Consider the following 23,633-nt stretch of genomic DNA (forward strand, 5'->3'; position numbering starts at 1 on the left):
GCAGCGAGCACAGGAGAATCCCACCGATGACGACGAACCCGGCCGAGAGACTGGTCGACCTGCTGGATCTGGAGCAGATCGAGGTCAACATCTTCCGTGGCCGCAGTCCGCAGGAGTCCCTCCAGCGGGTCTTCGGTGGCCAGGTGGCGGGCCAGGCCATGGTCGCCGCCGGCCGCACCACGGACGGCGACCGGCCCGTGCACTCGCTGCACGCGTACTTCCTGCGCCCGGGCATCCCGGGCGTGCCGATCGTCTACCAGGTCGAGCGGGTGCGCGACGGGCGGTCGTTCACGACCCGCCGGGTCACGGCCGTGCAGCAGGGCCGTACGATCTTCAATCTCACCGCCTCCTTCCACAAGCCGGAGGAGGGCAGCTTCGAGCACCAGCTGCCGCCGGCCCGCACGGTCCCGGACCCTGAGTCGCTGCCCACGGTCACGGACGAGATCCGGGAGCATCTGGGCGCGCTGCCCGAGCAGTTGGAGCGGATGGCCCGCCGCCAGCCCTTCGACATCCGCTATGTGGACCGGCTGCGCTGGACCACCGACGAGGTCGCGGACGCCGAGCCGCGCAGCGCCGTGTGGATGCGCGCGGTCGGGCCGCTCGGCGACGACCCGCTCGTGCACACCTGCGCCCTCACCTACGCCAGCGACATGACCCTCCTGGACGCCGTCCGCATCCCGGTCGAGCCGCTGTGGGGCCCGCGGGGCTTCGACATGGCGTCACTGGACCACGCCATGTGGTTCCACCGGCCTTTCCGGGCGGACGACTGGCTCCTGTACGACCAGGAGTCACCGATCGCCGTAGGCGGTCGCGGGCTGGCCCGCGGCCGGATCTACGACCGCGAGGGCCGGCTGGTGGTGTCGGTCGTACAGGAGGGACTGTTCCGCAAGCTGGGCTGACCACATTCGATGCCCGATCCCGTCGCCCGAACACGGCAGGCAAGCCCTGATGTGCGGGCAGACCTCCGCCGCTAGGCTCGCCCCGTGATGGCACGGTGGAAAGGCCATGTAACCCGTCATCCCGTATGGGGCGCCGTGGAGTTGACCCTCGCCTGGCATGCCGCGCTGCTGCTGTTCGCCAAGGTGATCCTGCCCCCGCTGGCACCGTCGTGGTTCCCTGCCCTGGGCGCCACCGTGGTCAACGCGGCCTGCTTCGCCGGTGTCTGGTGGGTGCTGTGGCGGTGGGGATGGCTGCGCGTGTCCGGCATCACCACCGCCGGCCGCCTGCGCCGCTGGTGGCTGGCTGCGCCGATGCTGCTGATCGCCGGCTCGTACGCCCTTGCCGGACTCGACGGCAGCACTGCGGTGGTGGTCGGCTCACTGGTGTCCCTGCTGTGGGTCGGCCTCAACGAAGAGGTCTACAGCCGCGGCCTTGTGCAGCAGGTCCTCACCCCGCTCGGCCCGGTGCGCGCGGCAGTCGGCGTGGCCGTCCTCTTTGGCGCCGGGCACCTGCAGAACTACCTGTTCTTCGGCGCCCGGCTGGACGACACCGTGTGGCAGATGCTGTCCGCCGGCTTGTTCGGCTTCACCTGTGCCGGCCTCCGTTTCGCGATCGGCTCGGTCTGGCCGATGGTCGTGGTGCACGGGCTCGACGACTTCTTCCAGATCCGCTCTCCTGGCGCGGCGCCGGACTGGTGGCAGGTGTGCGTGTACGTCTTCCACGCCGCGTACGGCTGGTGGCTGCTGCGCCACTACGGCGGTGGAGACGTCACCGCGCCGCGAGGTGCCGGCCACGCGGACGACGACGAGCGCCCCGAAGAAGCCGGGGCGCTCGACTGACGCAGACGGTGGGCCGCTGCGTCGGCGCCGGCGAGTGCCGCGTCACCGCTTCGACGGGTACCGGGGTGATGTGCCCGAGCCGCCGAGTTCCTGAAGGGAGCCGGATGCCAGGTCGAGATCCCAGACCGGCTCCTGTGCTGCGGGCTCACCTGGGTCACCACGGGACAACTCGGCACCGCCCGCCGCATGATGCGCCGCACCCTGACCGGCCTCGCACCCGCACGTCGCCGTGCGCGGCATCGCCCAGATGCGGGTCCGCGACGCGATGCGCCTGAAGGCCGGCTGCCCGGGGAGCGTCCTGAGGAAGGAAAGCTCGCCGCCCTGCGCCTGGCCGCTCCGATCGCGCGCGTGCCCGGTTCCGGCGACCATGGCAGAAGGAGGCACCACCGGCGTCACACGCCCGCCGATCCGGGAGGTGGCCACGCTGCACACCGTGCTCCCCGTCGTCTTCGCGGTCTGCGCGGCCCTCAGCAACGCCGTCGCGACGGTGTTGCAGCGCAAGGCGGCGCTCACCGTGCCGCGCTCCCAGGGGCTGCGGGCCGGGCTGATCGCCGACCTGCTGCGCCGGCCCGTCTGGCTGGCCGGCATCGTGGCGGTGATCGTCGCCGCCGTGTGCCAGGCGCTGGCGCTGGCGACCGGACCGCTGACGATCGTGCAGCCCCTGTTCGTGCTGGAGCTGCCGCTGACCCTCATCGTCGCGTCGCTGCTGATGCGCCGGCACCTGCCGCGCAGGGGCTGGCTGGCCGTGACGGTGGTGGTGGCCGGCCTGGCGGTGGCGCTCGCCGCCGCCTCCCCCGCCGGCAATCGCACCCATGTGGAGCTGGACCGCTGGGCCCCCGCGCTCGCCGTGTGCGCGGGGGCGGTCGCGGGTCTCGCTGTCACCGCCCTGCGACGCCCGGAGGGGCGGGCCCGGGCCGCGTGCCTGGGTGCCGCGACGGCGATCAGCTACGCGGTGACCGCGGCGCTGATGAAGACCGCCATGCACATCCTCGACGAGCAGGGACTCGTGGGGTTCCTCACCGCCTGGCAGACCTACGCGTTCGCCGCGACCGGCGTGTGCGCCCTGTTCCTGCTGGAGAACGCGATGCAGGCCGGCCCGCTGGTCGCCTCGCAGCCCGCGCTCACCCTCGGTGACGCGCTGGTGAGCCTCGCCCTCGGCATCCTTCTGTACGAGGAGACGCTCCGCACCGGGTGGTGGCTGCTGCCCCAGCTGTTCGGTGTCGCCCTGATCGCCGCGGGCGTCTTCGCCCTGGCACGGATTCCGTTCACACAGTCGCTCGTGGCGCCGGAGGAGGAACACCGGACGGCGGGGGTGCCCTGATCTTTCCAGGCGGCTGTCCCCCGCCTGATCACCCGTCCGGCTGGCACCGCGGGCACCACACCGTGCCACGGCCCGCCATCCGGGACCGGTGCAGGACGCTGCCGCAGCGCGGGCACCTGGGGTCGGGGTCGTCGCGGTGTCCGGTGAGCCAGGAGTCCCGCGGCGGCACGCACCCGGCGATGACGGCGGACCGCAGGGTCCTGCGCATCTCGCTGTACAGGCGACGCCGGTCGTCCCGGGTGAGCTCCCGCGCCCGGCGGTCGGGGCGCAGCCGGGCGCGCCAGAGGATCTCGTCGGCGAGCAGATTGCCGAGGCCGGCCAGGACGGACTGGTCGGTGAGCGCGGTCTTCAGATGCCCGCGGCGTGACGAGAGCACGGCCTCGAACTCCGCCCGGTCCACCGCCATCGCGTCGGGGCCCTGCCGCCGCAGCAGCCGGTCGAGGTCGGCGTCGTCGTGGGCCAGCCACAGGCCCTGGAGTTTGCGCTGGTCACGAAAGCGCAGCTGGCGGTTGCCGCTCAGAGTGAACAGCACGCGGTCGTGGGCCTCGACGGCGTCCTCGGGACGTCCGCACACCAGTCGGCCCGTCATGCCGAAGTGCAGCACGAGGGTGGGGCCGCCGGTGCGGGCGAGGAGCCACTTGCCGTGCCGCTGCGGTGTACCGAACCGCCGTCCCTCCAGCGCGTCACGCAGGCCCCGGACCCCGACGCCGTGCAGAACGCCCGCGTCCCGTACCTCGACGCGCCGCACGACCCGTCCCTTGGCGCAGGTCTCCAGCACCTGCCGGACGCCCTCGACATCGGGCAGTTCGGGCATGCCGGCGGGTCAGGAGTCCTGGATGACGGACAGCACGTTCCCCGACGGGTCGGTGAACCACGCGATCAGCGGGCCGCCGCCGCGGAAGATGCCCTTGTCGTCCACCTTGAGGTGGTCGTAGCTCTCGAAGTGCACCCCCCTTCTGGCCAGCTCGTCGACCGCCGCCTCGATGTCGTCGACGGGGAAGTTGAGGATGGTGAACGTCGCCGGGGTGTGGTCCGGCTTCGGATAGACCAGGATGTCCCGGTCACCCGCGATGTGCAGGAAAAGCATGCCGTGCTCTTCCGAGACGCGGAGTCCCAGCGTGTCGCCGTAGAACGTCCTGGCCGCCTCGATGTCGTTCACGGAGAACCCGCTGAACGCCTTCGTCGTACCGAACATGATCGCCTCCCGTACCTAGTCTCCTCACAGGTCAGACCGGGACGCATCCGGAAACTCATCGCTCGTCGGGCGGACAGCAGGGCGCGCGCCCTGCGCCCCGGCCCTCGGGGAGGAGGTGGGGTCACCCCGTAGGCCACCGGCCTCTGCGGCGCAGCCAGCCCAGGACGCCCTGGGAAGGAAGGTGGTCCGGGGGTGCCGGGCGGTCCTCCTGCCGCGGGGACGGTTCCGGGGCCGGGCGTGGTGCCGGGTGTTGCCTTCGGGCCTCTTCCATCGTGTGGGCGAGATCCGCGCGGAACCAGGCCACTTCGTCCGGCTCGCTCGCCGTCATGAGCTCCTGGGCCAGCTCGGCGGCAGGCGAGCCGGGCGCGCCGAGTGCCGGGAGCCGGGGGCGGCAGCGGTTCAGGTGGTCGCGCTCGTACGGGTCCTCGACGACATCCGCCACGTCGGACGGGTCGAGGAGGCAGGCGACGGCCGCCGCGTGCGCCCACGGGTCGTCTCCCGCCTGCCGCAGCAGGAACCCGATGTGGCGTCCCCGCCAGTTGCGGGGCCGCCGGTCCAGCTTTGCCTTCAGCCCTTCCCGCACTTCCGCGGGCATGCGGCCCGTCAGCAGCCTGGCGTTGCTCTTCTCGGCCGCGAACTGCCTTAGTTCCTCGGCCAGATAGAGCCAGACGACCGTGCGGTAGCGGTTCAGATAGAACCGTACGGGCACGAGCAGGCCGAAGCGCGCGAAGCTCGTGAACCTGGCGGGTGTCACCTCCAGGATCTCGGCGCCGTCATGGGTGCCCACGGTCGCGACGCGCTCGCGCAGGGCGTCCGGGAAGCCGTCCTCGGCGCGCAGCCGGTCGATCTCGGCGCGGGCGACCCGTCGGCCTCCGCCCCCTTCGTCAGGGACGGTCCGGACGAGTCCGAGATGCACCGCCAGATCGAGCTCGCCCCGCTTCAGGTCGAGTGCGCGCGCGGCCCGGCTCGGGGCGCAGGTGAGGCGGTCGGATGTCGCGATGGTGCCTGACATGGTCGGTCTCCCCCGTGGAGTCAGAGTCGGCGGCTCACGCCGTGTGCGGTCGCCGTGAAAAAACCGTAGCCGCTTCGGCTGATCTCGTGGCGAGCCTGTGGATAACTCCGCGGAGGATGGCGAACGCGCAGGTCAGCCGCCTGTTGCCGGTTTCCGTTCGGGCTGGCGCGCATCCACGTCGAGGTGCTCGCCGACCCGGTTGACCAGCAGGGTCATCTCATAGGCGATCTGGCCGATGTCGGCCTCCGCGCCGCTGAGGACGCACAGACAACTGCCCGTGCCGGCCGCGGTGACGAAGAGCACCGCGTCATCGAACTCGATCATTGTCTGGCGTACGCTGCCCGCGCCGAAGTGCCGTCCCGAGCCCTTGGCCAGGCTGTGCAGTCCGGACGACACGGCCGCGAGGTGCTCGGCGTCCTCGCGGCGCAGTCCGGTGCTCGCCCCTGTCACCAGGCCGTCGTTGGACAGGACCAGTGCGTGCCGCACCTCGTGGACGCGCTCGGTCAGGTCGTCCAGCAGCCAGTCCAGTCCCTGGTTCTGCGCCATCTTCCAATCTCCCCGTTTTCTCCCCGTGCGATTCTCCCCCTGGCCGGAGGATCTCCACGCCAGCCTTCCCCACGACCGCTGCCGGGGCAAGGAGGATGGGAGCCATGGCAGAGAAGATGACCGACGCGCAATGGCGGGAGTTCGTGTCCCACGGCACCCGCACCGGAAAGCTCTCCACGGTCCGGGCCGACGGGAGCCCGCATGTGGCTCCCGTCTGGTTCGTCCTGGACGGCGACGAGCTGGTGTTCAACACCGGCAAGAACAGCGTGAAAGGGCGCAACCTCATCCGTGACGGCCGGGTCGCCCTGTGCGTGGACGACGACCGGCCGCCGTACTCCTTCGTGGTCGTGCGGGGCCGCGCCCGGGTCTCGGAGGACCTCGACGAGATACGGCACTGGGCCACCCGCATCGGCGCCCGGTACATGGGCGAGGAGCGCGCCGAGGAGTTCGGCGCCCGCAACGGCGTCCCGGGCGAACTCCTCGTCCGGGTCGCGATCGACAGGGTCCTGGCGGAGCGGGACGTCGCGGACTGACCTCGGGGCCCGTGCCTTCCGTCATCCGACCGAGTCGAGGAGCCGGGCGGTGTGCATCCGCCCGGCGTACTCGACGAGCCGGATCAGCACCTCCTTCCCCGAGTCGCGGTCCCGGGCGTCGCACAGCACCACGGGTGTGCCCGGGTCGAGGTCGAGGGCGCGTGAGACGCCCGGGGCGCCGTGCCGCCGGGCGCCCGCGAAGCAGTTCACGGCCACCACGAACGGGATACGCCGGTGCTCGAAGTAGTCGACGGCGGGAAAGCAGTCCTCCAGGCGCCGGGTGTCGGCGAGGACCACCGCGCCGAGCGCCCCTTGCGACAACTCGTCCCAGAGGAACCAGAACCGGTCCTGGCCCGGGGTGCCGAACAGGTACAGGGAGAGGCCGGAGCGGATGGTGATGCGTCCGAAGTCCATGGCGACGGTCGTGGTGGTCTTGTGGTCCACACCGTCGGTGTCGTCCACCGACTGGCCGGCTTCGCTGAGCAGTTCCTCGGTGCGCAGCGGACGGATCTCGCTGACGGCGCCCACCAGGGTGGTCTTGCCCACGCCGAACCCGCCGGCGACCAGAATCTTCAACGCCAGTGCGGAGTTCTCGCCGCCGGTGGCGTCGGAGTGCTCGGAGACCATTGATCACTTCTCTCGGGAGTGCCGGCAAAGGGGTGCGGTGAGCAGGTGCGTGGTGTGCGTGCGTCTACAGCGCCCTCAGTCCTGCGATCACCTCGCGCAGAATGCGCTCGTCGGGCAGCTGTGCCGGCGGCACGGGGCGGCTGACGGTGACGCAGCCGAGTTCCAGGAGGTCGCCGAGGAGGACCCGGACGACGCCCACGGGAAGGTCCGCGTCCGCGGCGAGTTCCGCGACCGACTGGGTCTCCGTACGGCACAGGTCGAGGAGGTTGCGGTGTTCCGGCCCGAGCGGGGCGTCGTCCACGCCGGGTGCGGCCGGGTCCAGGGTGACCAGGGCGATCAGGTCGAACCGCACGCCCGTGGGGCCGGGCCGGGTGCGTCCGCCCGTCATGGCGTAGGGGCGGACGAGCGGGCCGGCCTCGGTGTCGTACCACTGGCTGCCCTGCTCGGCCGGGGTGCCCGTGATGTCCTCGGTCATCTGCGCGGACCGCCCTCTCGGTTCATCCGGCGGCGGGCGGCCGGGCGCCGACGCGCGGCGCGGTGCCGAGGTGCTCGCCGACGCGTTTGACCAGGCGTGCCATCTCGTAGGCCACGAGGCCGATGTCGGCGGTCACAGCGGTGAGGAGGGCCAGGCAGGATCCGTCGCCCGCGGCGGCCACGAACAGGAAGCCCTCGTCCATCTCCACCACGGTCTGACGGACCCCGCCGGCACCGAAGTGCCGCCCGGCTCCCTTGGCGAGGCTGTGGAAGCCCGAGGCGACCGCGGCGAGGTGTTCGGCGTCCTCGCGGCGCAGGCCGGTCGAGGCACCGACGGCGAGGCCGTCGTTCGACAGCACGACGGCGTGCCGTATCTCGCTCACGCGGAGCACCAGATCGTCCAGCAGCCAGTCGAGTTCGCCGGAGCTCCGGGCGGAATGCGTGCTCGGGTCCTGGATCATGCGGGGTCTCCTTCGCTGCTGTCACTGCCCGTCGGGCGGGGAGCGGTTCCGCGGCCGGGTGGCCTGCCACCGCCGCGCGTCCAGCCGGCGCGGTAGGCCGCCATGCGGTCCCGGACGGCCTCGGGTGTGCGTTCGTCGTCCCGGGGTGCGGGCGAGGGCGGCGGTTCTTCGGGGCGTCCGTTGCGCAGTTGGGGCGCGAGGCTGGCCTGCCGTACGCGACGCGGGAGGTCGTCGGAGTCCTCGGGCTGCTCCTGGGGACGGTGCAGTCGCAACGTGGCGACTCCTGGGGGTGGGGTGTGGCTCGCGGTCTGCGCGACGGCCGGGACGGGAGCCACCAGGGAGCGCCGGTCGGCCGGTGCGCAGACGGCTTCGGGGACGGTGTCCTGATGCGGCAGGTCGTCGGGCACGCGCGCGTGGGAGCGCTCCTCGGGATGGTGCGCGTGCACCGCTTCACCGTGGGAAGGTTCGGCGGTCCCGCTGTGCAGCAGGGCGGTGGGCACCAGGACGACGGCGGTGGTGCCGCCGTACGGCGAAGTCCTCAGGTGGACCTTGACGCCGTGCCGGGCGGCGAGCCGGCTGACGACGAACAGGCCGAGCCGGTCGCTGTCGAACAGGTCGAGCGCCTCGGACTGCTCGATGCGGCGGTTGGCCTCGGCGAGGGCCTCCTTGCCCATGCCGAGGCCGCGGTCCTCGACCTCGACGGCGTAGCCGTTGCCGACGGGTTCGCCGGTGACGCGCACGCGCGTGTGGGGCGGGGAGAACTGGGCGGCGTTCTCGATGATCTCGGCCAGGAGGTGCGTGAGGTCGGCGACGGCCGCTCCGACGACGGCCGCTTCGGGGAGTTGCCGCACCTCCACGCGCGCGTAGTCCTCCACTTCGGAGACGGCCGCGCGGACCACGTCGGTCAGGGAGACGGGCATGCGCCAGGCCCGGCCGGGGGCCGCTCCGGAGAGGATGATCAGGCTCTCGGCGTGGCGCCGCATGCGGGTCGTGAGGTGGTCGAGGCGGAACAGGTCACCCAGTTCGTTCGGGTCGTCGGAGCGGCGTTCCATGCTGTCGAGCAGGCTCAGCTGCCGGTGGACCAGGAGCTGGCTGCGGCGGGCGAGGTTGACGAAGACGCCGGAGATGCCGCTGGCGAGTTCGGCGCGCTCGACGGCGGCCCGCAACGCGGCGCGGTGGACGGTGCCGAGGGCCTCGGCGACCTGCCCGGTCTCGTCCTCGGCGGCCGGTCCCGGCGGCGCCTCGGCGCGGACGTCGATCTCCTCGCCCGCGCGCAGTCTCCGCATGGCCTCGGGGAGTTTGCGCCGGGCGATCTCCAGAGCGCTGTTGCGCAGGCTGACGAGTTCCACCACGAGTCCGCGGCCGATGCGTACGGAGATGACGAGCGAGGCGGCGACGGCGGCGAGTCCGAGCAGGACGGCCGCGCCGGCCGGGGTGAGCAGTCCCCGGGTGAACGGATCGGCCCGCTGCGCGACGCCTCGTGCGGCGTCGTCCTCGATGGTGCGCATGCCGTTCTGCACGCGCGCGTGGGTGGTGTTCCAGGTGGTTTCGGGTGTCGCGTCGATCGCCTTGGCGCCCGGTCCGGCGGTGAGGATCCCGTCCTCGGCGTCGCCCAGCCCGGCGTAGACGCTGCTGTCGGTCAGGGTGTTCCACGCGGCGCGTTCGGTGCCGCGCAGGTCGGCGACGGCCGACTCGGTCAGGGTGCGGCGCAGTTCGACGGCGCCGGTGAAGAGCCGAAGCCGCTCCCCGGTCAGCGTCCCGGTAAGGCGGGCGCTCGCCAACAGGGCGTCCTCCCGGGACAAGGCCTCGACCGCACGGGAGAATTCGAGCAGCACCCGCGCGTCGGAGCCGAGGTCGGCGTCCTGGATGCCGGTGAGGGCACCGCCGACGCCGAGAGCCTCCGAGATGGTCCGGGTGTAGCCGCCGTACGTCTCGGCCCAGTCCGCGCGCCGGTCCCGCACCTCGGTCCGCAGCGGACGCAGTTGCCCGGCGCCGGTGACGAACTCCTCCAGCCGGTGGGCGACTCCGGTGGGCAGTTCCTCGCTGTCGGCGACCGTGCTGTCCTCGCCGAGCCGCAGTTTCGCGACGGCCCGGTCGGTGCGCCGGGCGAGTTCGTCCAGTTCGTCGGTCCCCACGGCGGACGGGTCGGTGGCGTGACGTACGGCTGCGGCGCGTTCGTCCTGGAGGGCGGCGACCGCGGCGGAGACGGGGGCGCGGACCGTGGCGTCGACGCGCTGGACCTGCCGCAGCCGGGAGACGTCCTGGGCGGTGGTGACGGTGGCGTGGGCCCACAGGGCCAGGAGGGAGACGACCGGCACCATCAGCAGGCAGACGATCTTGGCGCGCACGGTACGGGGGCGTATGTGCCAGCGCTCCGCGCGCGTGGCCCCTCCGTCCACAGCGGCTTCCGAGGGGGCCTCGCCGCCCTCGTCGGCCGGCGGCCCGGCGTGCGCGCGACGACCGCGCGCGGGCGGCGTCTCGGCGCCTGCCTCGGGGGTCCTACGGGGTGTACGCATGAACTCCTCGCTCGGGGTGGTTCGGGGCGTGTCATCCCGGCTTCAGGGCGGGCCGTCCGGGCTACGGGGTCCGCGCGCGGCTAACGGGCTGCGTTCTCCACCGGCCGCTGGGCCGACGCGGACGCCTCGCGCTCCCCCGCCGTCGGCGACAGCGCGACGAAGGCGGAGGTCAGGAAGAGGTAGGACCCGAGGCCGACGGCGAGGGGGAAGACGAACTGCATCGCCGTGGCCCCGGGCAGTGCCTCCGCGGTGGGCGTCACGCGCACGCTCACCGCGAACATCCCGGTGTAGTGCATGCTGCTGACGGCCGCGCCCATGATCAGGGAGGCGATGGTGACCGCGACGGGCGACTTGATGTTGAGCGCCGCCCACAGGGCCGCCGTCGCGGCGACGACGGCGATCAGGACGGAGAGCCCGACGAGCACCGGGTCATAGGTCACGTCGCCGTGCAGGCGGACGGCCGCCATCCCCAGGTAGTGCATGCTCGCGACGCCGAGGCCGGTGGTGAGCCCGCCGATCAGCAGGGCCCGGCCGCGGTCCCGGCTGTAGCCGACGGCGAAGACGCCGGCGCTGACCACGACCATGGCGACGAGCAGGCTCAGCAGGGTGAGCGGCACGTCGTAGCGGATATCGGTGCCGGCGACGCTGAAACCGAGCATGGCCACGAAGTGCATGGTCCAGATGCCGGTGCCGATCGCCGAGGCGGCGGTGACGAGCCAGTTGCGGCGCGAGCGCCCGGTGGCGGCGAGCGCGCGGACGGTGCAGCGCAGTCCGAGTGCGGCGCCTGTGCAGGCCATCACGTACGACAGCGCGGGGGTCAGCCACCCCAGGGCGGCGTGGTCCAGGTGTCCCATGGCCCCGGGACGCTAGACCCGGCAGCGGCGCGCGAAGGGGGCACATTTCGAAAGCTGTTGGAATATGACGCAAGGGTGTACCGGAACGATCGGGTCACGCTCGAACGTGTGCGCTGAGGCGTCATCCGTGCCGGTGAGGAATCATGCGGTACATGAGCGACGACCAGACGCGTGTCCAGGAGTTCTTCACCGCCCGCGCCGCCGACTGGGACAGCCGGTTCCCCGACGACGGTCCGGCCTACGCGGCCGCGGTGGCCGAACTCGGACTGCGCGCGGGCGACCGCGTGCTCGACGCGGGGTGCGGTACCGGACGCGCCCTGCCACCGCTGCGTGCCGCCGTGGGGCCCTCGGGGGTGGTGCTCGGCGCCGATCTGACCCCGGCCATGCTGCGGGAGGCCGTACGGGCCGGACGGGACCGGGACGGAGCGTTGCTGCTCACGGATGTCGCCGCGCTGCCGCTGCGCTCACACGCGCTGGACGCCGTGTTCGGGGCGGGTCTGATCTCGCACCTGCCGAGTCCGGCCGAGAACCTGCGGGAACTGGCACGCGTGGTGCGCCCCGGTGGTGTGCTCGCGCAGTTCCACCCGATCGGCAGGGCGGCCCTGGCCGCGCGCCACGGACGCCCGCTCACCCCGGACGACCTGCGCGCCGAGCCCAACCTCCGGCCGCTGCTGGCCGGTTCGGGGTGGCGCCTGACGTCGTACGTCGACGAGGACTCCCGCTTCCTGGCGCTCGCCGTTCGCGGGGACTGAGCCAGAGCGCCACCCGGCCGCCTCAAGCGGCCCCGGCGTCCGGCCCCGCCCCATGCCGCACGGGACAGCCCCGGACGCCGGGGACCGGGCGCGTGCCCAGGCCGGCGAGCCGGTAGCCGTCCGGGTAGCTCTTGATCTCCCAGTTCTGCCGGGCGAAGTGCGGGGCGCGCCGGGGCGGCAGCAGACGGACGGCGCGGCCCCGCAGCCGTACCGCGCGACGCACCCACGCGCGCGTGGCGGCGCTCGGCGGGGTGTAGCGGAAGGCGCGCAGCAGTGAGTCGTCGAGCAGCGCGAGAGTCGTGGTGCGCAGCAGCGGGGCGAGCGGACGCGGGTACCAGGAGGACATCAGGTCGAGCGTGGCGTCCGAGACCCGCCGGGCCTGTTCGTCCCAGGCGAAGTGGGCCGCCTCGTAGTCGTCGAGGCAGGTCGCGAACTCCTCGTAGGTCTCGGGGATGTCCTTGATGCCCATGTGCCGGCCCAGCGTGCGGTAGTGGACGACACTGGCGACGGTCTCGTGCCGCGACATCCTGCGCCACCCGTAGGTGTCGATCCAGCGTTTGGGCGTCACGACGAACGTGCAGAGCACGTAGCGCATGTCGTCGTCGCTGATGTCGTAGCTGCGGTGCATCTGGTTGATGCGGCGGATCGCGGTCCTGCCCTGGTCGCTGCCGAAGCCGTGCTCGACCACGGCGTCCAGGAGCAGCGACGTGTCGTCGTAGCGCTTCTGCGTCCGCTCCGTGAGCTCCGCCGTCTCGGCGAGCAGCCGGCCGATGCTCGGGACCGCGTAGGTGCGGTACAGGGCCAGCTCCAGGGCGCGGGTGAAGTCCCACGGGAACTCGTACGCCGCGCTCAGCCGGTAGATCTCCGTGGCCTGCCGGTACGGGTCCATCCGCCGAATCTGTTCCAGGCGTGCGAAGCGCTTCACAGTGCCGTCCCCCTTCTGTCAACGGAGCTGCAACTTTACGTTGGTGTCCGGAAGATGATCGGCACGGCGGGACATCCGCACAGGGGGAAGGTGGTCAGCATGTGGAGCAAGGTCCGCAAGGCCGGAGGCAGAGTCGCTCACGCCCTTCGCACGGAGCCGAAGGCCGGCGGGGACGGACGCACGCACAATCTTTTCGAGGCGGCCGCTGCCTATGTCACGGCCGGTGCGGAGGACGACCAGGAGCGGGCCGAGGAGGCGGCCGGCTGGGTGTCGCCCGAGGCGCTGTCGTTCGGGGTGAACGAGCTGGCCTGCCGGGCCGTCATCGCGCTCGCGCGGGAACGCGGCCAGTCGCCCCGGGCCGTGACCCGTGAGTTGCTGGGACTGCCGGCGGAGTGACGCGCCCGGCCGGGACGGCCGATTCGCCCCGTCCGCCGGAAAACGGCAGCTCCACGCGCGCTTGCCAGGCCGTGACAAGGGGCTTCCGCGCACACTAGGGTGCGCGCCGGTGGACGAACCGATGGGGAGGCTGGGATGGCCGGGACGGACGAGGACACCGTCGCCGCCGCGGACGATGCGCTCTATGTGCTCACGGCGGTGCTGCTGACGCCGGCGAAGTTCCCGAGCGTGCTGGGCGACGACTATCCGGAGGCGTGCGCGGCGCTCGGCCTCGCGCCGCTCGCCGACGGGTACGGGCTGGTGCTCGGCCAGGACGGCGACGGCGCCCGGTGGACCGTGGTCATCGACGACGTCTCCCTGGTGGCCGTCGCGATCGCGTCCTGGGACTGCGGGATGGAGTACGAGCTGTCGCCCGACGAGCGCACGGTCGTCGCGGCCCTGCCCGGCTGGCCCCTCGCGGTCGCCGTCGCGGCGCCCGGGGTGCCCGCGCCCCACGATCCCGGTCCGGAGGCCGACGACCGGCCCCCGCTGGCTCCACCGGACACCACCGTCTGGGGCCCCGCTCAGCGGCGCCTCGGCGCGGACGAGATCGCGCTGCAGTGGGCGATGTGGCGGGAACAGGTCGACGACTCGGCCTTCCCGGCTCCGGGGTCCTCGGCGTCACCGGGTGACGAAGGCGCGGCGGCCGGCGGCCTTGGCGGAGGCGGGGAGAACGGGCGGCAGGGCCACAGCGGCATCCGGCGCGTCCTCGCGGAGGCCCGCACCTACATCGACTCGCCGCCGCCGCTGGGCCGGGTCCGGTCGTCGTTCGCACCGGGTGACGCGCGGACCCTTCGGGCCGACGGTCCCGGCTGGTCGCTCGTGGCCAGGACCGACGACATCGCCTTCGTGCTGCTCGACGAGGAACCCGGCGAGGTCCTGCCGGTGGGGCGGGGGCCGGAGCTGCCGGGTCTCCTGGAGGCCCTCGACAAGATGGCCGTACGGCCGAACTGAGCTGGTGGGCCGTGCGGCCGGAGCGAGCCGGCGCGGCCTTCGGCCGCGCCGGTCAGCAGCGCGTCAACGGCCCAGTTCCTTCCGGGTGACGCGGCGCAGCCTGCGCCGCTGCGAGGGGTCCAGTGTGAGGTACGCGGCGGCCGGGACTCCCAGGATGATCAAAAGCGCGGCCCACCAGGGCAGCCAGATCAGCAGGATGAGCCCGACCGCCACACCGCCCACGGCGATCTTGGCGTTATTCGACATGACTGTCGCCTCCTTCGCGGCCACTGCCGCTCTCTGTCTCGAAAACGGGCCCGCGCTTGCGGCAGTTCCGGACCGCGACCCTGAGACATCCCTGAGGTGCGCCCCCCACACACCCCTGACCTCCTCATAGTGACCCAGGTCACACCTCAGTCATACCTGTGTGCGCCGGAAGTGCTGTACCCTCGGCGGCTCCGACCTGCTAGTCAAATTTGAGGAATCAGCCATAGCCGAGCATCCGACTCCCCCGGCACCCTCCTCCGAATTCCCCGATCCGGCCCACTGCCACACCGTGTTCATCCCCGGCGACCCGGCCCGGACCGGCAGCGTCGCCTTATGGAGACCCGACGGCGAGGCCCCGCCGACCGTGGCGGCGGCGTCCCACGCGGACCTGACCGTCGTCGTCCCCGGCGGTGACGGAGTCCAGCCGCTGACTGTGCCAGCGCTCCTGCTGCCGGTGCGCGCGGCCCTGCCGGTCCTCACGCGTGCGCGCACCGACGCTCACGCCCACCGGTCCACCGTCTTCTGGGGCGCGGCGGCCGCGCACGCCCTGCACCTCATGGCGCGCGGACTGCTGCTGCCGGGGCTGTCCCCGGGCGACCACGACTCCTGGCGGACCGGCCCGCTGAGCGCCCAGGACGTCGAGGCCGTGCGCCGCCTCGCCGCCGCCATGCCGCCCGAGGCGCACGCCGTGCCCCTGGCGGGCGCCGGGCCGCTGCGGCTGCCCGACCCGGAGCGGCTGCTGCGCGCCTTCCTCGACGCGGTCGCCGACACGCTGCCCCGCTCCCCCGCCGCGCCCCTGGTCACCGGCGGTCCCGCCTACGCATCGCCCGAGCCGGTGCGTCTGCCCGAGCAGCGCGCGTGGGCCGCCGACGTCGCCGCGGGCCACGACGCGGGGGTGCGGCTGTCGCTGCGGATCGAGGCGGGCGGCCTGACGGACGCGGCGAACGACGACGCGGACGTGACGTTCCGGGCCGTGCTCCAGGTGCACAGCGTGAGCGACGCCGCGCTCGTGGCGGACGCCGCGGACGTCTGGTCCGGCGCCGGGGGCGAGGCCTTCGGTCCGCGCGCGCGGATGGACGCCCTGCTCGCGCTGCGCCGCGCGGCCCGGGCCTGGGCCCCGCTCACGCCCCTGCTGTCGGCGACCGTGCCGGACGCGGTCGAGCTCGCCGACGAGGAGGTCACCGAGCTGCTCGGCGCGGGCGCCCGGGCGCTGGCGACGGCCGGGGTGGAGGTGCACTGGCCGAAGGGACTGACCCGCGAGCTCACCACGCGCGCGGAGGTGGGCCCTGCCGACGACGAGCCGGATTCCGGCACGTCCTTCACGGCCATGCCGTCGTTCCTGTCCGCCGACGCGCTGCTCGCCTTCGACTGGTCGTTCGCACTGGGGGACCGGCGGCTGAGCCGCGACGAGCTGGACCGGCTCGCCGAGGCCAAGCGCCCCGTGGTGCGGCTGCGCGACCAGTGGGTCCTGATCGACCCTCAGGAGGTGCGTCTGGCCCGCTCCCGGCAGGACCACAAGGTGACGCCCGTGGACGCGCTGGGCGCGGCCCTGACGGGCTGGGCGGAGGTGGACGGCCACCGGGTCGAGGTGCGGCCCACCGGGTGGCTGGCGGCCCTGCGGGAGCGGCTCGCGGACCCCGAGAGGCAACAGCCCGTGGAGCAGCCGGCGGCCCTCGCCGCCACCCTGCGGGACTACCAGCGGCGGGGTCTGAACTGGCTCGCGGGTATGACCTCGATGGGCCTCGGCTGCTGCCTCGCCGACGACATGGGGCTCGGCAAGACGATCACGCTGATCGCCCTGCACCTGCACCGGCAGACCGACGCCCGGTCCGCCGGGCCCACCCTGGTGGTCTGCCCGACGTCCCTGATGGGCAACTGGCAGCGGGAGATCGAGAAGTTCGCGCCCGGCACACCCGTGCGGCGCTTCCACGGCGCGCGGCGCGGCCTCGACGGCCTGGCCGACGGGGAGTTCGTGCTCACCACGTACGGCACGATGCGCCTGGACGCGCCCCGGCTCGCCGAGGTGGCGTGGGGCATGCTCGTGGCGGACGAGGCCCAGCACGTGAAGAACCCGCACTCCTCGACCGCGCGGGCCTTGCGTTCGATCGGCGCACGCGCGCGTGTGGCGCTCACCGGCACCCCGGTGGAGAACAACCTGTCGGAGCTGTGGGCGATCCTCGACTGGACCACTCCCGGCCTGCTGGGCCGGCTCGGCACCTTCCGCAGGCGGTACGCGGAGGCCGTCGAGGGCGGTCAGGATCCGGCCGCCGCCAACCGGCTGGCCCGGCTCGTGCGGCCGTTCCTGCTCCGCCGCCGCAAGTCGGACCCGGGGATCGCGCCCGAGCTGCCGCCGAAGACGGAGACCGATCACGCCGTGTCGCTCACCCAGGAGCAGGCGGGCTTGTACGAGGCGGTGGTGCGCGAGGCGCTCGCGGAGATCGCCGGCGCGGACAGCATGGCGCGGCGCGGTCTGATCGTGAAGCTGCTGACCGGCCTCAAGCAGGTCTGCAACCACCCCGCGCAGTACCTCAAGGAGGAGCGGCCGGTGATCGCCCAACGCTCCGGGAAGCTGGAACTGCTGGACGAACTGCTCGACACGATCCTCGCCGAGGAGGCGAGCGTGCTCGTCTTCACGCAGTACGTGCAGATGGCCCGCCTCCTCGAACGGCACCTGGCCGCCCGCGGCACGCCCTCGCAGTTCCTGCACGGCGGGACGCCCGTCGCCGAACGTGAGGCCATGGTGCGGCGCTTCCAGGACGGTGACGTGCCCGTGTTCCTGCTGTCGCTGAAGGCGGCGGGCACCGGCCTGAACCTCACCCGGGCCGAGCACGTCGTGCACTACGACCGCTGGTGGAACCCGGCCGTCGAGGCGCAGGCGACCGACCGCGCCTACCGCATCGGCCAGACCCGGCCCGTGCAGGTGCACCGGATCGTCGCCGAGGGAACCATCGAGGACCGCATCGCCGAACTGCTGGCGCGCAAGCGGGAGCTGGCGGACGCGGTCCTGGGCTCCGGTGAGGCCGCCCTCACGGAGCTGACGGACGCGGAACTGGCGGATCTGGTCGAACTGCGAGGGGGCCTGCGATGACTCGGCACGACGGTGACACGGAGCGCACGTTCGCCGCGCTGCCGCCCGCGCACGGACGGGGCTTCGCACAGACCTGGTGGGGTCAGGCGTGGCTCAAGGCGCTGGAGGACACGGCGCTGGACACGGCGCAGCTCAGGACGGGCCGCCGGCTGGCGCGCGCGGGAGCGGTCGGGGCGGTGTCGGTGCGGCCGGGGCGGCTCACGGCCATCGTGCAGGACCGTGACCGCACGGCGCACCGGGCCGACGTCCTGCTGGAGGAGCTCTCGCCCGGGCAGTGGGACCGCTTCCTGGACATGGCCGTGGAACGGGCCGGTCACGTGGCGGCGCTGCTGGACCGTGAGATGCCGCCGCACCTGGTCGAGGAAGCGGCGGCCGCGGGCATGGAACTGCTGCCGGGCCTGGGCGATCTGGAGCCGACGTGCGACTGCGAGGCGTGGGACCACTGCGGGCACACGGCGGCGCTCTGCTACCAGGTGGCACGGCTGCTGGACCAGGACCCGTTCGTCCTGCTCCTGATGCGCGGACGCGGCAAAGCCACCCTCCTGAACGCTCTCCAGTCGCGCAGCGGCGCGTCCGCCGCGGAGCGTACGGGCCAGGAGGGGGTGGACGCGGCCGAGGCGTACGCGGCCGGCGACATCCTGCCCGAGCTGCCGCCCCTGCCCGGACTCCCCGACGAGCCGGGGCTGCCGCCGTCCCTGGACACCGAGACGCCGCCCGCCCCGGGCATCGACCCGGCCGCGCTGGAGTTCCTGGCCGCGCGGACCGCCGTAGTGGCCCACCGCCTCCTCGCCGAGACACTCCGGGACCCGGCCGAACGGCGCCCCTCCGGCGCGGACCTGACCGCCTCGGAGGACGCCGTACGGCTGGCCGCGGGCGACCCCGGGCAGGACGTGGCGGACCGGCTGGCCGACGGGTCGGGACGCGGCCGGGAGGGGATGGCAGCGGCGGTCCGGGCGTGGCGGCACGGCGGTCCGGCCGCGGTGGCCGTGCTCGACGAGGAGTGGAAGGCGCAGGGTGAGACGCTCGCACGCGCGCGTGCCGCCCTGGAGTCGGCCTGGGACGCGGACGAGCGGCCGGAGCTGCGGGCGCGGGGCAACCGCTGGACGGTCGTCGGCGCGCCGGTCCAGCTGCGCCTCGGCCGGGACGGCCGGTGGTGGCCGTACCACAAGGAGCACGGCCGCTGGCTGCCCTCGGGAGGCGCCGCACAGGATCCGGCGACGGCACTGACGTCGGCGGAACTCGCCGCCGCAGAGGGAGCCGCGCCGAGCTCAGGGCAGTAGCGCGCCGGTGTCCGGGGACGGCAGGAGCGATGCGAGGTCGCTCGGCAGATCGCTCGGCAGCCGGCTGGGAAAACCCGACGGCAGCCGGGTCGGCAGGTCGCTGGGCACCTCGGTGGGCAGCTTCGTGGGGATGCCGAAGGACGGCGCGGGGGTGGGACTCGTGCTCTCGGCGGGCGACTCCCGGTCCGGCGAGCCGTCGCTGCCTGTGGCCATCAGCACCACGACGGCCACGGCTGCGAGGGCCATGAGCACGACCAGCAGGACGAGCAGCGGATTCCGGCGCCGGGAAGGCCCGGGCGGATGAGGCGGTACGGGCGGCATGGCCATACCGACCAGCGTCGCCGCGCCCCGCTCAAGGCGGCAGGGCCGCACGGAAGTTGATACGTGCTCACGGCTTGGACCGCATGATTCCGGAGCATGACGGTCCCGTTGGCCGGTCACACTCCCCGTGACCGGCCAAGGGACCCGCACGCGCGTGCGCTCAGCCGCGTGCCCCCAGCAGGTGGTCCATCGCCAGCTGGTCCAGACGCTCGAAGGCCATGCCGCGGGCGGCGGCCGCCTCGACGTCGAAGTCCTCGAAGGCCGACCGGTCGGCGAGCAGGGCCTGGAGGCCGTCCGCGGCGGTGGGCTGGGCCAGCTCGTCCAGGCGGGCCGCGCTCAGGGCCTCCTGCACCTCCGGGTCGGCGCGGAAGGCGGCGGCGCGCTCCTTGAGGATGAGGTAGTTGCGCATGCAGCCGGCCGCCGAGGCCCACACCCCGTCGAGGTCCTCGGTCCGCGGCGGCTTGAAGTCGAAGTGCCGCGGGCCGGTGTAGCCGGCCGACTCCAGCAGGTCGACCAGCCAGAACGCGGCGCGCAGGTCACCGGCGCCGAAGCGCAGGTCCTGGTCGTACTTGATGCCGGACTGGCCGTTGAGGTCGATGTGGAAGAGCTTGCCCGCCCACAGGGCCTGCGCGATGCCGTGCGGGAAGTTCAGCCCGGCCATCTGCTCGTGGCCGACCTCGGGGTTGACGCCGTACAGCTCCGGACGCTCCAGGCGCTCGATGAACGCCAGGGCGTGGCCGACGGTGGGCAGCAGGATGTCGCCGCGCGGCTCGTTCGGCTTGGGCTCGATCGCGAAGCGCAGGTCGTAGCCCTGGGAGGTGACGTACTCGCCGAGCAGATCGAAGGCCTCCTTCATCCGGTCCAGGGCCTCGCGGACGTCCTTTGCGGCGCCCGACTCGGCACCTTCCCGGCCGCCCCAGGCCACGTACACCTGGGCGCCGAGCTCGACGGCGAGGTCGATGTTGCGGATGGTCTTGCGCAGCGCGTAGCGGCGCACGTCGCGGTCGTTGGCGGTGAAGGCGCCGTCCTTGAAGACCGGGTGCGTGAAGAGGTTGGTGGTGGCCATCGGGACCTTCATGCCCGTGGCGTCCAGCGCCTGCCGGAAGCGCTTGATGTGGGCCTCGCGCTCGGTGTCGCCGGAGCCGAACGGGATCAGGTCGTCGTCGTGGAAGGTGACGCCGTGGGCGCCGAGCTCGGCCAGTCGCTGCACCGTCTCGACCGGGTCGAGGGCACGCCGCGTGGCGTCGCCGAAGGGGTCCCGTCCCTGCCAGCCGACGGTCCACAAGCCGAAGGTGAACCTGTCCTCGGGGGTGGGCTGGTAGCTCATGCCGCGGCTCCTTGTTCGCTGAGGCTATTTCGTCATGCCGATTTACAAATTAGTATGCGAGCACCTTCCTGGGAAGAGACAAGGTGTCTCGGGACGAGAGCAGAGGGAGAAGCCCGATGTCAGCAGCCGAGGGTCCGCTCGTCGTCGGCGTGGACTCGTCCACCCAGTCCACCAAGGCGCTGGTCGTCGACGCGTCGACCGGCAGGGTCGTCGCGAGCGGCCAGGCCCCGCACACGGTCTCCTCGGGGCCCGGGCGCGAGAGCGATCCGCGTCAGTGGTGGGACGCGTTGTGCGAGGCCCTGCGCCAGTGCGGCGACGCGGCGCACGAGGCCGCCGCGGTGTCGGTCGGCGGACAGCAGCACGGCCTGGTCACGCTGGACGACCGGGGCGAGCCGGTGCGGCCGGCCCTGCTGTGGAACGACGTGCGCTCGGCGCCGCAGGCCCGCAGGCTGACGGAGGAACTGGGCGGCGCGAAGTTCTGGGCCGAGCGCACCGGAAGCGTGCCCGCCGCTTCCTTCACGGTCACCAAGTGGGCCTGGCTGGCCGAGCACGAACCGGAGGCGGCGCGTGCCACGAAGGCCGTGCGCCTCCCCCACGACTACCTGACCGAGCGGCTCACCGGACAGGGCACGACCGACCGGGGCGACGTCTCGGGGACGGGCTGGTGGGCGTCCGGGACGGAGGGCTACGACGAGGAGATCCTGGCGCACGTGGGGCTCGACCCTGCCCTGCTGCCCCGTGTGGTCCGGCCCGGAGAGGTGGCGGGCACCGTGCGCGACAGCCATGATCTGCCGTTCTCCAAGGGCACCCTGGTCGCGCCGGGCACCGGCGACAACGCCGCCGCGGCGCTCGGCCTCGGGGTGCGTCCGGGCACACCGGTGATGAGCCTCGGCACCTCGGGCACGGTGTACGCGGTGTCGCAGCGGCGGCCCGCCGACCCGACCGGCACGGTGGCGGGTTTCGCCGACGCCCGCGGTGACTGGCTGCCGCTGGCCTGCACCCTGAACTGCACACTCGCCGTGGACCGCGTGGCGACGCTGCTGGGCCTGGACCGCGAGGCCGTCGAACCCGGTGCGGCCGTCACGCTGCTGCCCTTCCTGGACGGCGAGCGCACCCCGAACCTGCCGAACGCCTCAGGGCTGCTGCACGGCCTGCGCCACGACACGACCGCCGGCCAGCTGCTCCAGGCCGCCTACGACGGTGCCGTGCACTCCCTGCTCGGCGCGCTCGACCTGGTCCTCGACGAGGACGCGGACCCCTCGGCGCCCCTACTGCTGATCGGCGGCGGCGCCCGGGGCACGGCCTGGCAGCAGACCGTACGGCGGCTGTCGGGGCGTCCCGTGCAGGTGCCCGAGGCGAAGGAACTGGTGGCGCTCGGCGCCGCCGCGCAGGCGGCCGGGGTACTGACCGGGGAGGACCCGGCGGCGGTCGCCCGGCGCTGGAACACGGCGGCCGGGCCGGTGCTCGACGCCGTCGAGCGGGACGAGGAGACGCTGGCCAGGATCGCCGGGGTACTCTCCGACGCGGCTCCGCTGCTGGAGCGGCCCACCGACACCCACTGAGGACCGGCGTCAGCCATGACCGCACCGCTGCACGAGGCCCGTCCGGCCGGACCGGGGCGCGCCCTGCCGGACACTCAGCAGGGCATGCGCCGCCGCAACCTCGCCCGGGTCCTGCACGCCGTCCGGGCCGAGGGGCCGCTGTCCCGGGCCGCCGTCGCCTCGCGGATCGGCCTGACCCGGGCGGCGGTCTCGACGCTCGTCGACGAACTCATCCGCTCGGGACTGCTGGAGGAGCTGGGTCCCGAACGGCCCGGCCGGGTGGGCCGCCCCGGATCCGCGCTCGCACTGAGCGGACGCGGCCCGGCGGGGATCGGCGCGGAGGTCGGCGTCGACCATCTCGCGGTCTGCGCCGTGGACCTGCGCGGCACGACCCGGTCGCGGGCGATACGCCAGGGCGCGAACCGCGGCCGCTCCCCCGGGCCCGTGCTCGCCGAGCTCACCGAACTCATCCGCCGGGTCGTCGCCGAGGCGGAGGGCGAGGGCCTGTGGCCGGCCGGTCTCGCCGTGGCCGTACCCGGCCTGGTGGCGCGCGACGCCCGGACCGTCGTACGCGCCCCGAACCTCGACTGGCACGACACGGACCTCGGTGAGCTGCTGCCGGCGGACCTCCCGCTGACCGTGGACAACGAGGCCAACTTCGGCGCGCTCGCCGAACTCTGGCTGGGCGAGGGCACGCCGCGCGACTTCCTGCACGTGTCGGCGGAGATCGGCATCGGCGCGGCGGTCGTGGTGGACGGCGGGCTGCTGCGCGGAACCCGCGGTTTCGCCGGCGAGTTGGGGCACATACCCGTCCGGCCGGACGGCCCCGAGTGCGCGTGCGGCGGGCGCGGGTGCCTGGAGCAGTACGCCGGCGAGGAGGCGGTGCTGCGCGCGGCCGGTCTGGAGCCGGACGAGGACCGGGTCGGGCTGCTGGCGGGGCGCGCGGCGGAGGGCGACGAGGACGTATGCCGCGCCCTGCGCGACGCGGGCACCGCGCTCGGGGTCGCCCTGACCGGGGCGGTCAACCTGCTCGACCCGGAGAGCGTGGTGCTGGGCGGGGAACTGTCCGGGCTGGCGCCGTGGCTGCTGCCGTCACTGCGGGAGGAGCTGGCGCGCCGCACGGCGGGCCCGGCCTGTCCCGTGTCCGTGTCCCGGCTGGGTCCGCAGGGACCGCTGCTGGGCGCCGCGCACTCGGTCGTGCGGGCGGTGCTGGACGATCCGGCCCTCGTTGCCGAGCGGGCCTGAAAACTGGCCCTGGCCTGCACGCGAGGGCGGGTCACGAATCCGTCAATCACCCGACCGGGTGAGCGAGTTGTCCACATCTCGGTGCCCCTCCACCGAAAAGCCACCGCGTCCCGCGGACCGACCGGCGGGAGCCGTAACTTGATCACGCGGGCCGCGACCACAACGGCCGCCGCTCCCCGCAGCTGAGCAGGAGACACCCGCC

At 73.3% G+C, this 23,633-nt stretch carries 25 protein-coding genes; 11 read left to right on the forward strand and 14 right to left on the reverse strand.

Annotated elements, in window-relative coordinates; genetic code table 11:
• The first annotated feature begins 26 nt into the window (after nucleotides 1-26).
• Both ACFZDA_RS19235 and ACFZDA_RS19240 read left to right on the forward strand, forming a co-directional pair.
• Nucleotides 27-899, forward strand: coding sequence for an acyl-CoA thioesterase domain-containing protein (locus ACFZDA_RS19235; RefSeq protein ID WP_391082540.1), 873 nt, complete (start codon nucleotides 27-29; stop codon nucleotides 897-899).
• Nucleotides 900-1,034: 135 nt separating this feature from the next.
• Entirely contained in the window at nucleotides 1,035-1,778 is a 744-nt protein-coding gene (locus ACFZDA_RS19240; protein WP_391082543.1) for a type II CAAX prenyl endopeptidase Rce1 family protein, read from the forward strand.
• Between the two features lie 42 nt (nucleotides 1,779-1,820).
• On the opposite strand, the gene ACFZDA_RS19245 is transcribed toward ACFZDA_RS19240, so the two are convergent.
• Nucleotides 1,821-2,201 (reverse strand): hypothetical protein, encoded by a 381-nt coding sequence (locus ACFZDA_RS19245; RefSeq protein ID WP_391082546.1) that lies wholly within the window; start codon nucleotides 2,199-2,201, stop codon nucleotides 1,821-1,823.
• Between the two features lies 1 nt (nucleotide 2,202).
• Here ACFZDA_RS19245 and ACFZDA_RS19250 point away from each other — a divergent pair, with 1 nt between their 5' ends.
• A complete protein-coding gene (locus tag ACFZDA_RS19250) occupies nucleotides 2,203-3,099 on the forward strand; it encodes a DMT family transporter (protein ID WP_391083251.1) in 897 nt (298 codons plus the stop codon).
• A gap of 28 nt (nucleotides 3,100-3,127) precedes the next feature.
• Here ACFZDA_RS19250 and ACFZDA_RS19255 read toward each other — a convergent pair whose 3' ends face one another.
• The 4 genes from ACFZDA_RS19255 to ACFZDA_RS19270 all read right to left on the reverse strand — a co-directional run bounded on the left by ACFZDA_RS19255 (nucleotide 3,128) and on the right by ACFZDA_RS19270 (nucleotide 5,852).
• Entirely contained in the window at nucleotides 3,128-3,913 is a 786-nt protein-coding gene (locus ACFZDA_RS19255; protein WP_391082547.1) for a DNA-formamidopyrimidine glycosylase family protein, read from the reverse strand.
• A gap of 9 nt (nucleotides 3,914-3,922) precedes the next feature.
• Entirely contained in the window at nucleotides 3,923-4,294 is a 372-nt protein-coding gene (locus ACFZDA_RS19260) for a VOC family protein (protein ID WP_391082550.1), read from the reverse strand.
• Between the two features lie 121 nt (nucleotides 4,295-4,415).
• Entirely contained in the window at nucleotides 4,416-5,306 is an 891-nt protein-coding gene (locus ACFZDA_RS19265; RefSeq protein WP_391082552.1) for a DUF6397 family protein, read from the reverse strand.
• Between the two features lie 132 nt (nucleotides 5,307-5,438).
• On the reverse strand, nucleotides 5,439-5,852 hold the full coding sequence (locus tag ACFZDA_RS19270; RefSeq protein ID WP_391082554.1) for a roadblock/LC7 domain-containing protein: 414 nt from the start codon (nucleotides 5,850-5,852) through the stop codon (nucleotides 5,439-5,441).
• A gap of 104 nt (nucleotides 5,853-5,956) precedes the next feature.
• Here ACFZDA_RS19270 and ACFZDA_RS19275 point away from each other — a divergent pair, with 104 nt between their 5' ends.
• Nucleotides 5,957-6,385 carry a TIGR03618 family F420-dependent PPOX class oxidoreductase gene (locus ACFZDA_RS19275; protein ID WP_391082556.1) on the forward strand — a complete coding sequence of 143 codons (429 nt, stop codon included), beginning with the start codon at nucleotides 5,957-5,959 and terminating at the stop codon, nucleotides 6,383-6,385.
• Nucleotides 6,386-6,406: 21 nt separating this feature from the next.
• On the opposite strand, the gene ACFZDA_RS19280 is transcribed toward ACFZDA_RS19275, so the two are convergent.
• The 5 genes from ACFZDA_RS19280 to ACFZDA_RS19300 all read right to left on the reverse strand — a co-directional run bounded on the left by ACFZDA_RS19280 (nucleotide 6,407) and on the right by ACFZDA_RS19300 (nucleotide 11,317).
• The gene (locus ACFZDA_RS19280; RefSeq protein WP_391082558.1) at nucleotides 6,407-7,012 is read right to left on the reverse strand and encodes an ATP/GTP-binding protein; all 606 of its coding nucleotides are present in this window, start codon (nucleotides 7,010-7,012) and stop codon (nucleotides 6,407-6,409) included.
• Nucleotides 7,013-7,076: 64 nt separating this feature from the next.
• Nucleotides 7,077-7,487: a DUF742 domain-containing protein gene (locus ACFZDA_RS19285; RefSeq protein WP_391082561.1), complete on the reverse strand. Its 411-nt coding sequence runs from the start codon at nucleotides 7,485-7,487 to the stop codon at nucleotides 7,077-7,079.
• A gap of 22 nt (nucleotides 7,488-7,509) precedes the next feature.
• Nucleotides 7,510-7,947, reverse strand: coding sequence for a roadblock/LC7 domain-containing protein (locus ACFZDA_RS19290; protein ID WP_391082564.1), 438 nt, complete (start codon nucleotides 7,945-7,947; stop codon nucleotides 7,510-7,512).
• Nucleotides 7,944-10,463, reverse strand: a complete 2,520-nt coding sequence (locus ACFZDA_RS19295) for a nitrate- and nitrite sensing domain-containing protein (protein ID WP_391082567.1) — start codon at nucleotides 10,461-10,463, stop codon at nucleotides 7,944-7,946. Before ACFZDA_RS19295 ends, ACFZDA_RS19290 begins: the two co-directional genes overlap by 4 nt.
• Before the next feature lie 80 nt (nucleotides 10,464-10,543).
• Nucleotides 10,544-11,317, reverse strand: coding sequence for an MHYT domain-containing protein (locus ACFZDA_RS19300; RefSeq protein WP_391082571.1), 774 nt, complete (start codon nucleotides 11,315-11,317; stop codon nucleotides 10,544-10,546).
• A gap of 152 nt (nucleotides 11,318-11,469) precedes the next feature.
• On the opposite strand from ACFZDA_RS19300, the gene ACFZDA_RS19305 reads away from it, so the two are divergent.
• Nucleotides 11,470-12,069 carry a methyltransferase domain-containing protein gene (locus tag ACFZDA_RS19305; protein WP_391082574.1) on the forward strand — a complete coding sequence of 200 codons (600 nt, stop codon included), beginning with the start codon at nucleotides 11,470-11,472 and terminating at the stop codon, nucleotides 12,067-12,069.
• Nucleotides 12,070-12,091: 22 nt separating this feature from the next.
• On the opposite strand, the gene ACFZDA_RS19310 is transcribed toward ACFZDA_RS19305, so the two are convergent.
• On the reverse strand, nucleotides 12,092-12,994 hold the full coding sequence (locus ACFZDA_RS19310) for an oxygenase MpaB family protein (RefSeq protein WP_391082577.1): 903 nt from the start codon (nucleotides 12,992-12,994) through the stop codon (nucleotides 12,092-12,094).
• A 99-nt stretch (nucleotides 12,995-13,093) separates the two neighbouring features.
• Between ACFZDA_RS19310 and ACFZDA_RS19315 the strand changes: the two genes are divergently transcribed.
• Together ACFZDA_RS19315 and ACFZDA_RS19320 are read left to right on the forward strand one after the other, a co-directional pair.
• A complete protein-coding gene (locus tag ACFZDA_RS19315) occupies nucleotides 13,094-13,390 on the forward strand; it encodes a hypothetical protein (protein WP_391082580.1) in 297 nt (98 codons plus the stop codon).
• 135 nt (nucleotides 13,391-13,525) lie between these two features.
• On the forward strand, nucleotides 13,526-14,383 hold the full coding sequence (locus ACFZDA_RS19320) for a hypothetical protein (RefSeq protein WP_391082583.1): 858 nt from the start codon (nucleotides 13,526-13,528) through the stop codon (nucleotides 14,381-14,383).
• 63 nt (nucleotides 14,384-14,446) lie between these two features.
• Here ACFZDA_RS19320 and ACFZDA_RS19325 read toward each other — a convergent pair whose 3' ends face one another.
• Nucleotides 14,447-14,629: a hypothetical protein gene (locus tag ACFZDA_RS19325; RefSeq protein ID WP_391082584.1), complete on the reverse strand. Its 183-nt coding sequence runs from the start codon at nucleotides 14,627-14,629 to the stop codon at nucleotides 14,447-14,449.
• A gap of 289 nt (nucleotides 14,630-14,918) precedes the next feature.
• On the opposite strand from ACFZDA_RS19325, the gene ACFZDA_RS19330 reads away from it, so the two are divergent.
• Together ACFZDA_RS19330 and ACFZDA_RS19335 are read left to right on the forward strand one after the other, a co-directional pair.
• Complete coding sequence (locus ACFZDA_RS19330; protein WP_391082587.1) at nucleotides 14,919-17,717, forward strand: SNF2-related protein; 2,799 nt, start codon at nucleotides 14,919-14,921, stop codon at nucleotides 17,715-17,717.
• On the forward strand, nucleotides 17,714-18,997 hold the full coding sequence (locus ACFZDA_RS19335; RefSeq protein WP_391082590.1) for an SWF or SNF family helicase: 1,284 nt from the start codon (nucleotides 17,714-17,716) through the stop codon (nucleotides 18,995-18,997). Before ACFZDA_RS19330 ends, ACFZDA_RS19335 begins: the two co-directional genes overlap by 4 nt.
• On the opposite strand, the gene ACFZDA_RS19340 is transcribed toward ACFZDA_RS19335, so the two are convergent.
• Both ACFZDA_RS19340 and xylA read right to left on the reverse strand, forming a co-directional pair.
• On the reverse strand, nucleotides 18,986-19,324 hold the full coding sequence (locus ACFZDA_RS19340) for a hypothetical protein (protein ID WP_391082592.1): 339 nt from the start codon (nucleotides 19,322-19,324) through the stop codon (nucleotides 18,986-18,988). The genes ACFZDA_RS19335 and ACFZDA_RS19340 overlap by 12 nt on opposite strands.
• A gap of 154 nt (nucleotides 19,325-19,478) precedes the next feature.
• Nucleotides 19,479-20,645: a xylose isomerase gene (gene xylA / locus ACFZDA_RS19345; RefSeq protein WP_391082595.1), complete on the reverse strand. Its 1,167-nt coding sequence runs from the start codon at nucleotides 20,643-20,645 to the stop codon at nucleotides 19,479-19,481.
• Nucleotides 20,646-20,761: 116 nt separating this feature from the next.
• On the opposite strand from xylA, the gene xylB reads away from it, so the two are divergent.
• A complete protein-coding gene (gene xylB / locus ACFZDA_RS19350) occupies nucleotides 20,762-22,207 on the forward strand; it encodes a xylulokinase (protein WP_391082598.1) in 1,446 nt (481 codons plus the stop codon).
• Nucleotides 22,208-22,222: 15 nt separating this feature from the next.
• A complete protein-coding gene (locus ACFZDA_RS19355) occupies nucleotides 22,223-23,431 on the forward strand; it encodes an ROK family protein (protein WP_391082601.1) in 1,209 nt (402 codons plus the stop codon).
• The last annotated feature ends 202 nt before the right edge of the window (nucleotides 23,432-23,633 follow it).

It is taken from the genome of Streptomyces sp. NPDC007991 (genome assembly GCF_042958445.1).
GTDB lineage: Bacteria > Actinomycetota > Actinomycetes > Streptomycetales > Streptomycetaceae > Streptomyces.

Excerpts from the sequence above, each read along its gene's own strand:
- ACFZDA_RS19235 (WP_391082540.1), top strand. The coding sequence starts at position 27 with ATGACGACGAACCCGGCCGAGAGACTGGTCGACCTGCTGGATCTGGAG.
- ACFZDA_RS19255 (WP_391082547.1), bottom strand. The coding sequence starts at position 3,913 with ATGCCCGAACTGCCCGATGTCGAGGGCGTCCGGCAGGTGCTGGAGACC.
- ACFZDA_RS19260 (WP_391082550.1), bottom strand. The coding sequence starts at position 4,294 with ATGTTCGGTACGACGAAGGCGTTCAGCGGGTTCTCCGTGAACGACATC.
- ACFZDA_RS19265 (WP_391082552.1), bottom strand. The coding sequence starts at position 5,306 with ATGTCAGGCACCATCGCGACATCCGACCGCCTCACCTGCGCCCCGAGC.
- ACFZDA_RS19270 (WP_391082554.1), bottom strand. The coding sequence starts at position 5,852 with ATGGCGCAGAACCAGGGACTGGACTGGCTGCTGGACGACCTGACCGAG.
- ACFZDA_RS19275 (WP_391082556.1), top strand. The coding sequence starts at position 5,957 with ATGGCAGAGAAGATGACCGACGCGCAATGGCGGGAGTTCGTGTCCCAC.
- ACFZDA_RS19280 (WP_391082558.1), bottom strand. The coding sequence starts at position 7,012 with ATGGTCTCCGAGCACTCCGACGCCACCGGCGGCGAGAACTCCGCACTG.
- ACFZDA_RS19285 (WP_391082561.1), bottom strand. The coding sequence starts at position 7,487 with ATGACCGAGGACATCACGGGCACCCCGGCCGAGCAGGGCAGCCAGTGG.
- ACFZDA_RS19290 (WP_391082564.1), bottom strand. The coding sequence starts at position 7,947 with ATGATCCAGGACCCGAGCACGCATTCCGCCCGGAGCTCCGGCGAACTC.
- ACFZDA_RS19295 (WP_391082567.1), bottom strand. The coding sequence starts at position 10,463 with ATGCGTACACCCCGTAGGACCCCCGAGGCAGGCGCCGAGACGCCGCCC.
- ACFZDA_RS19300 (WP_391082571.1), bottom strand. The coding sequence starts at position 11,317 with ATGGGACACCTGGACCACGCCGCCCTGGGGTGGCTGACCCCCGCGCTG.
- ACFZDA_RS19305 (WP_391082574.1), top strand. The coding sequence starts at position 11,470 with ATGAGCGACGACCAGACGCGTGTCCAGGAGTTCTTCACCGCCCGCGCC.
- ACFZDA_RS19315 (WP_391082580.1), top strand. The coding sequence starts at position 13,094 with ATGTGGAGCAAGGTCCGCAAGGCCGGAGGCAGAGTCGCTCACGCCCTT.
- ACFZDA_RS19320 (WP_391082583.1), top strand. The coding sequence starts at position 13,526 with ATGGCCGGGACGGACGAGGACACCGTCGCCGCCGCGGACGATGCGCTC.
- ACFZDA_RS19325 (WP_391082584.1), bottom strand. The coding sequence starts at position 14,629 with ATGTCGAATAACGCCAAGATCGCCGTGGGCGGTGTGGCGGTCGGGCTC.
- ACFZDA_RS19335 (WP_391082590.1), top strand. The coding sequence starts at position 17,714 with ATGACTCGGCACGACGGTGACACGGAGCGCACGTTCGCCGCGCTGCCG.
- ACFZDA_RS19340 (WP_391082592.1), bottom strand. The coding sequence starts at position 19,324 with ATGGCCATGCCGCCCGTACCGCCTCATCCGCCCGGGCCTTCCCGGCGC.
- xylA (WP_391082595.1), bottom strand. The coding sequence starts at position 20,645 with ATGAGCTACCAGCCCACCCCCGAGGACAGGTTCACCTTCGGCTTGTGG.
- xylB (WP_391082598.1), top strand. The coding sequence starts at position 20,762 with ATGTCAGCAGCCGAGGGTCCGCTCGTCGTCGGCGTGGACTCGTCCACC.
- ACFZDA_RS19355 (WP_391082601.1), top strand. The coding sequence starts at position 22,223 with ATGACCGCACCGCTGCACGAGGCCCGTCCGGCCGGACCGGGGCGCGCC.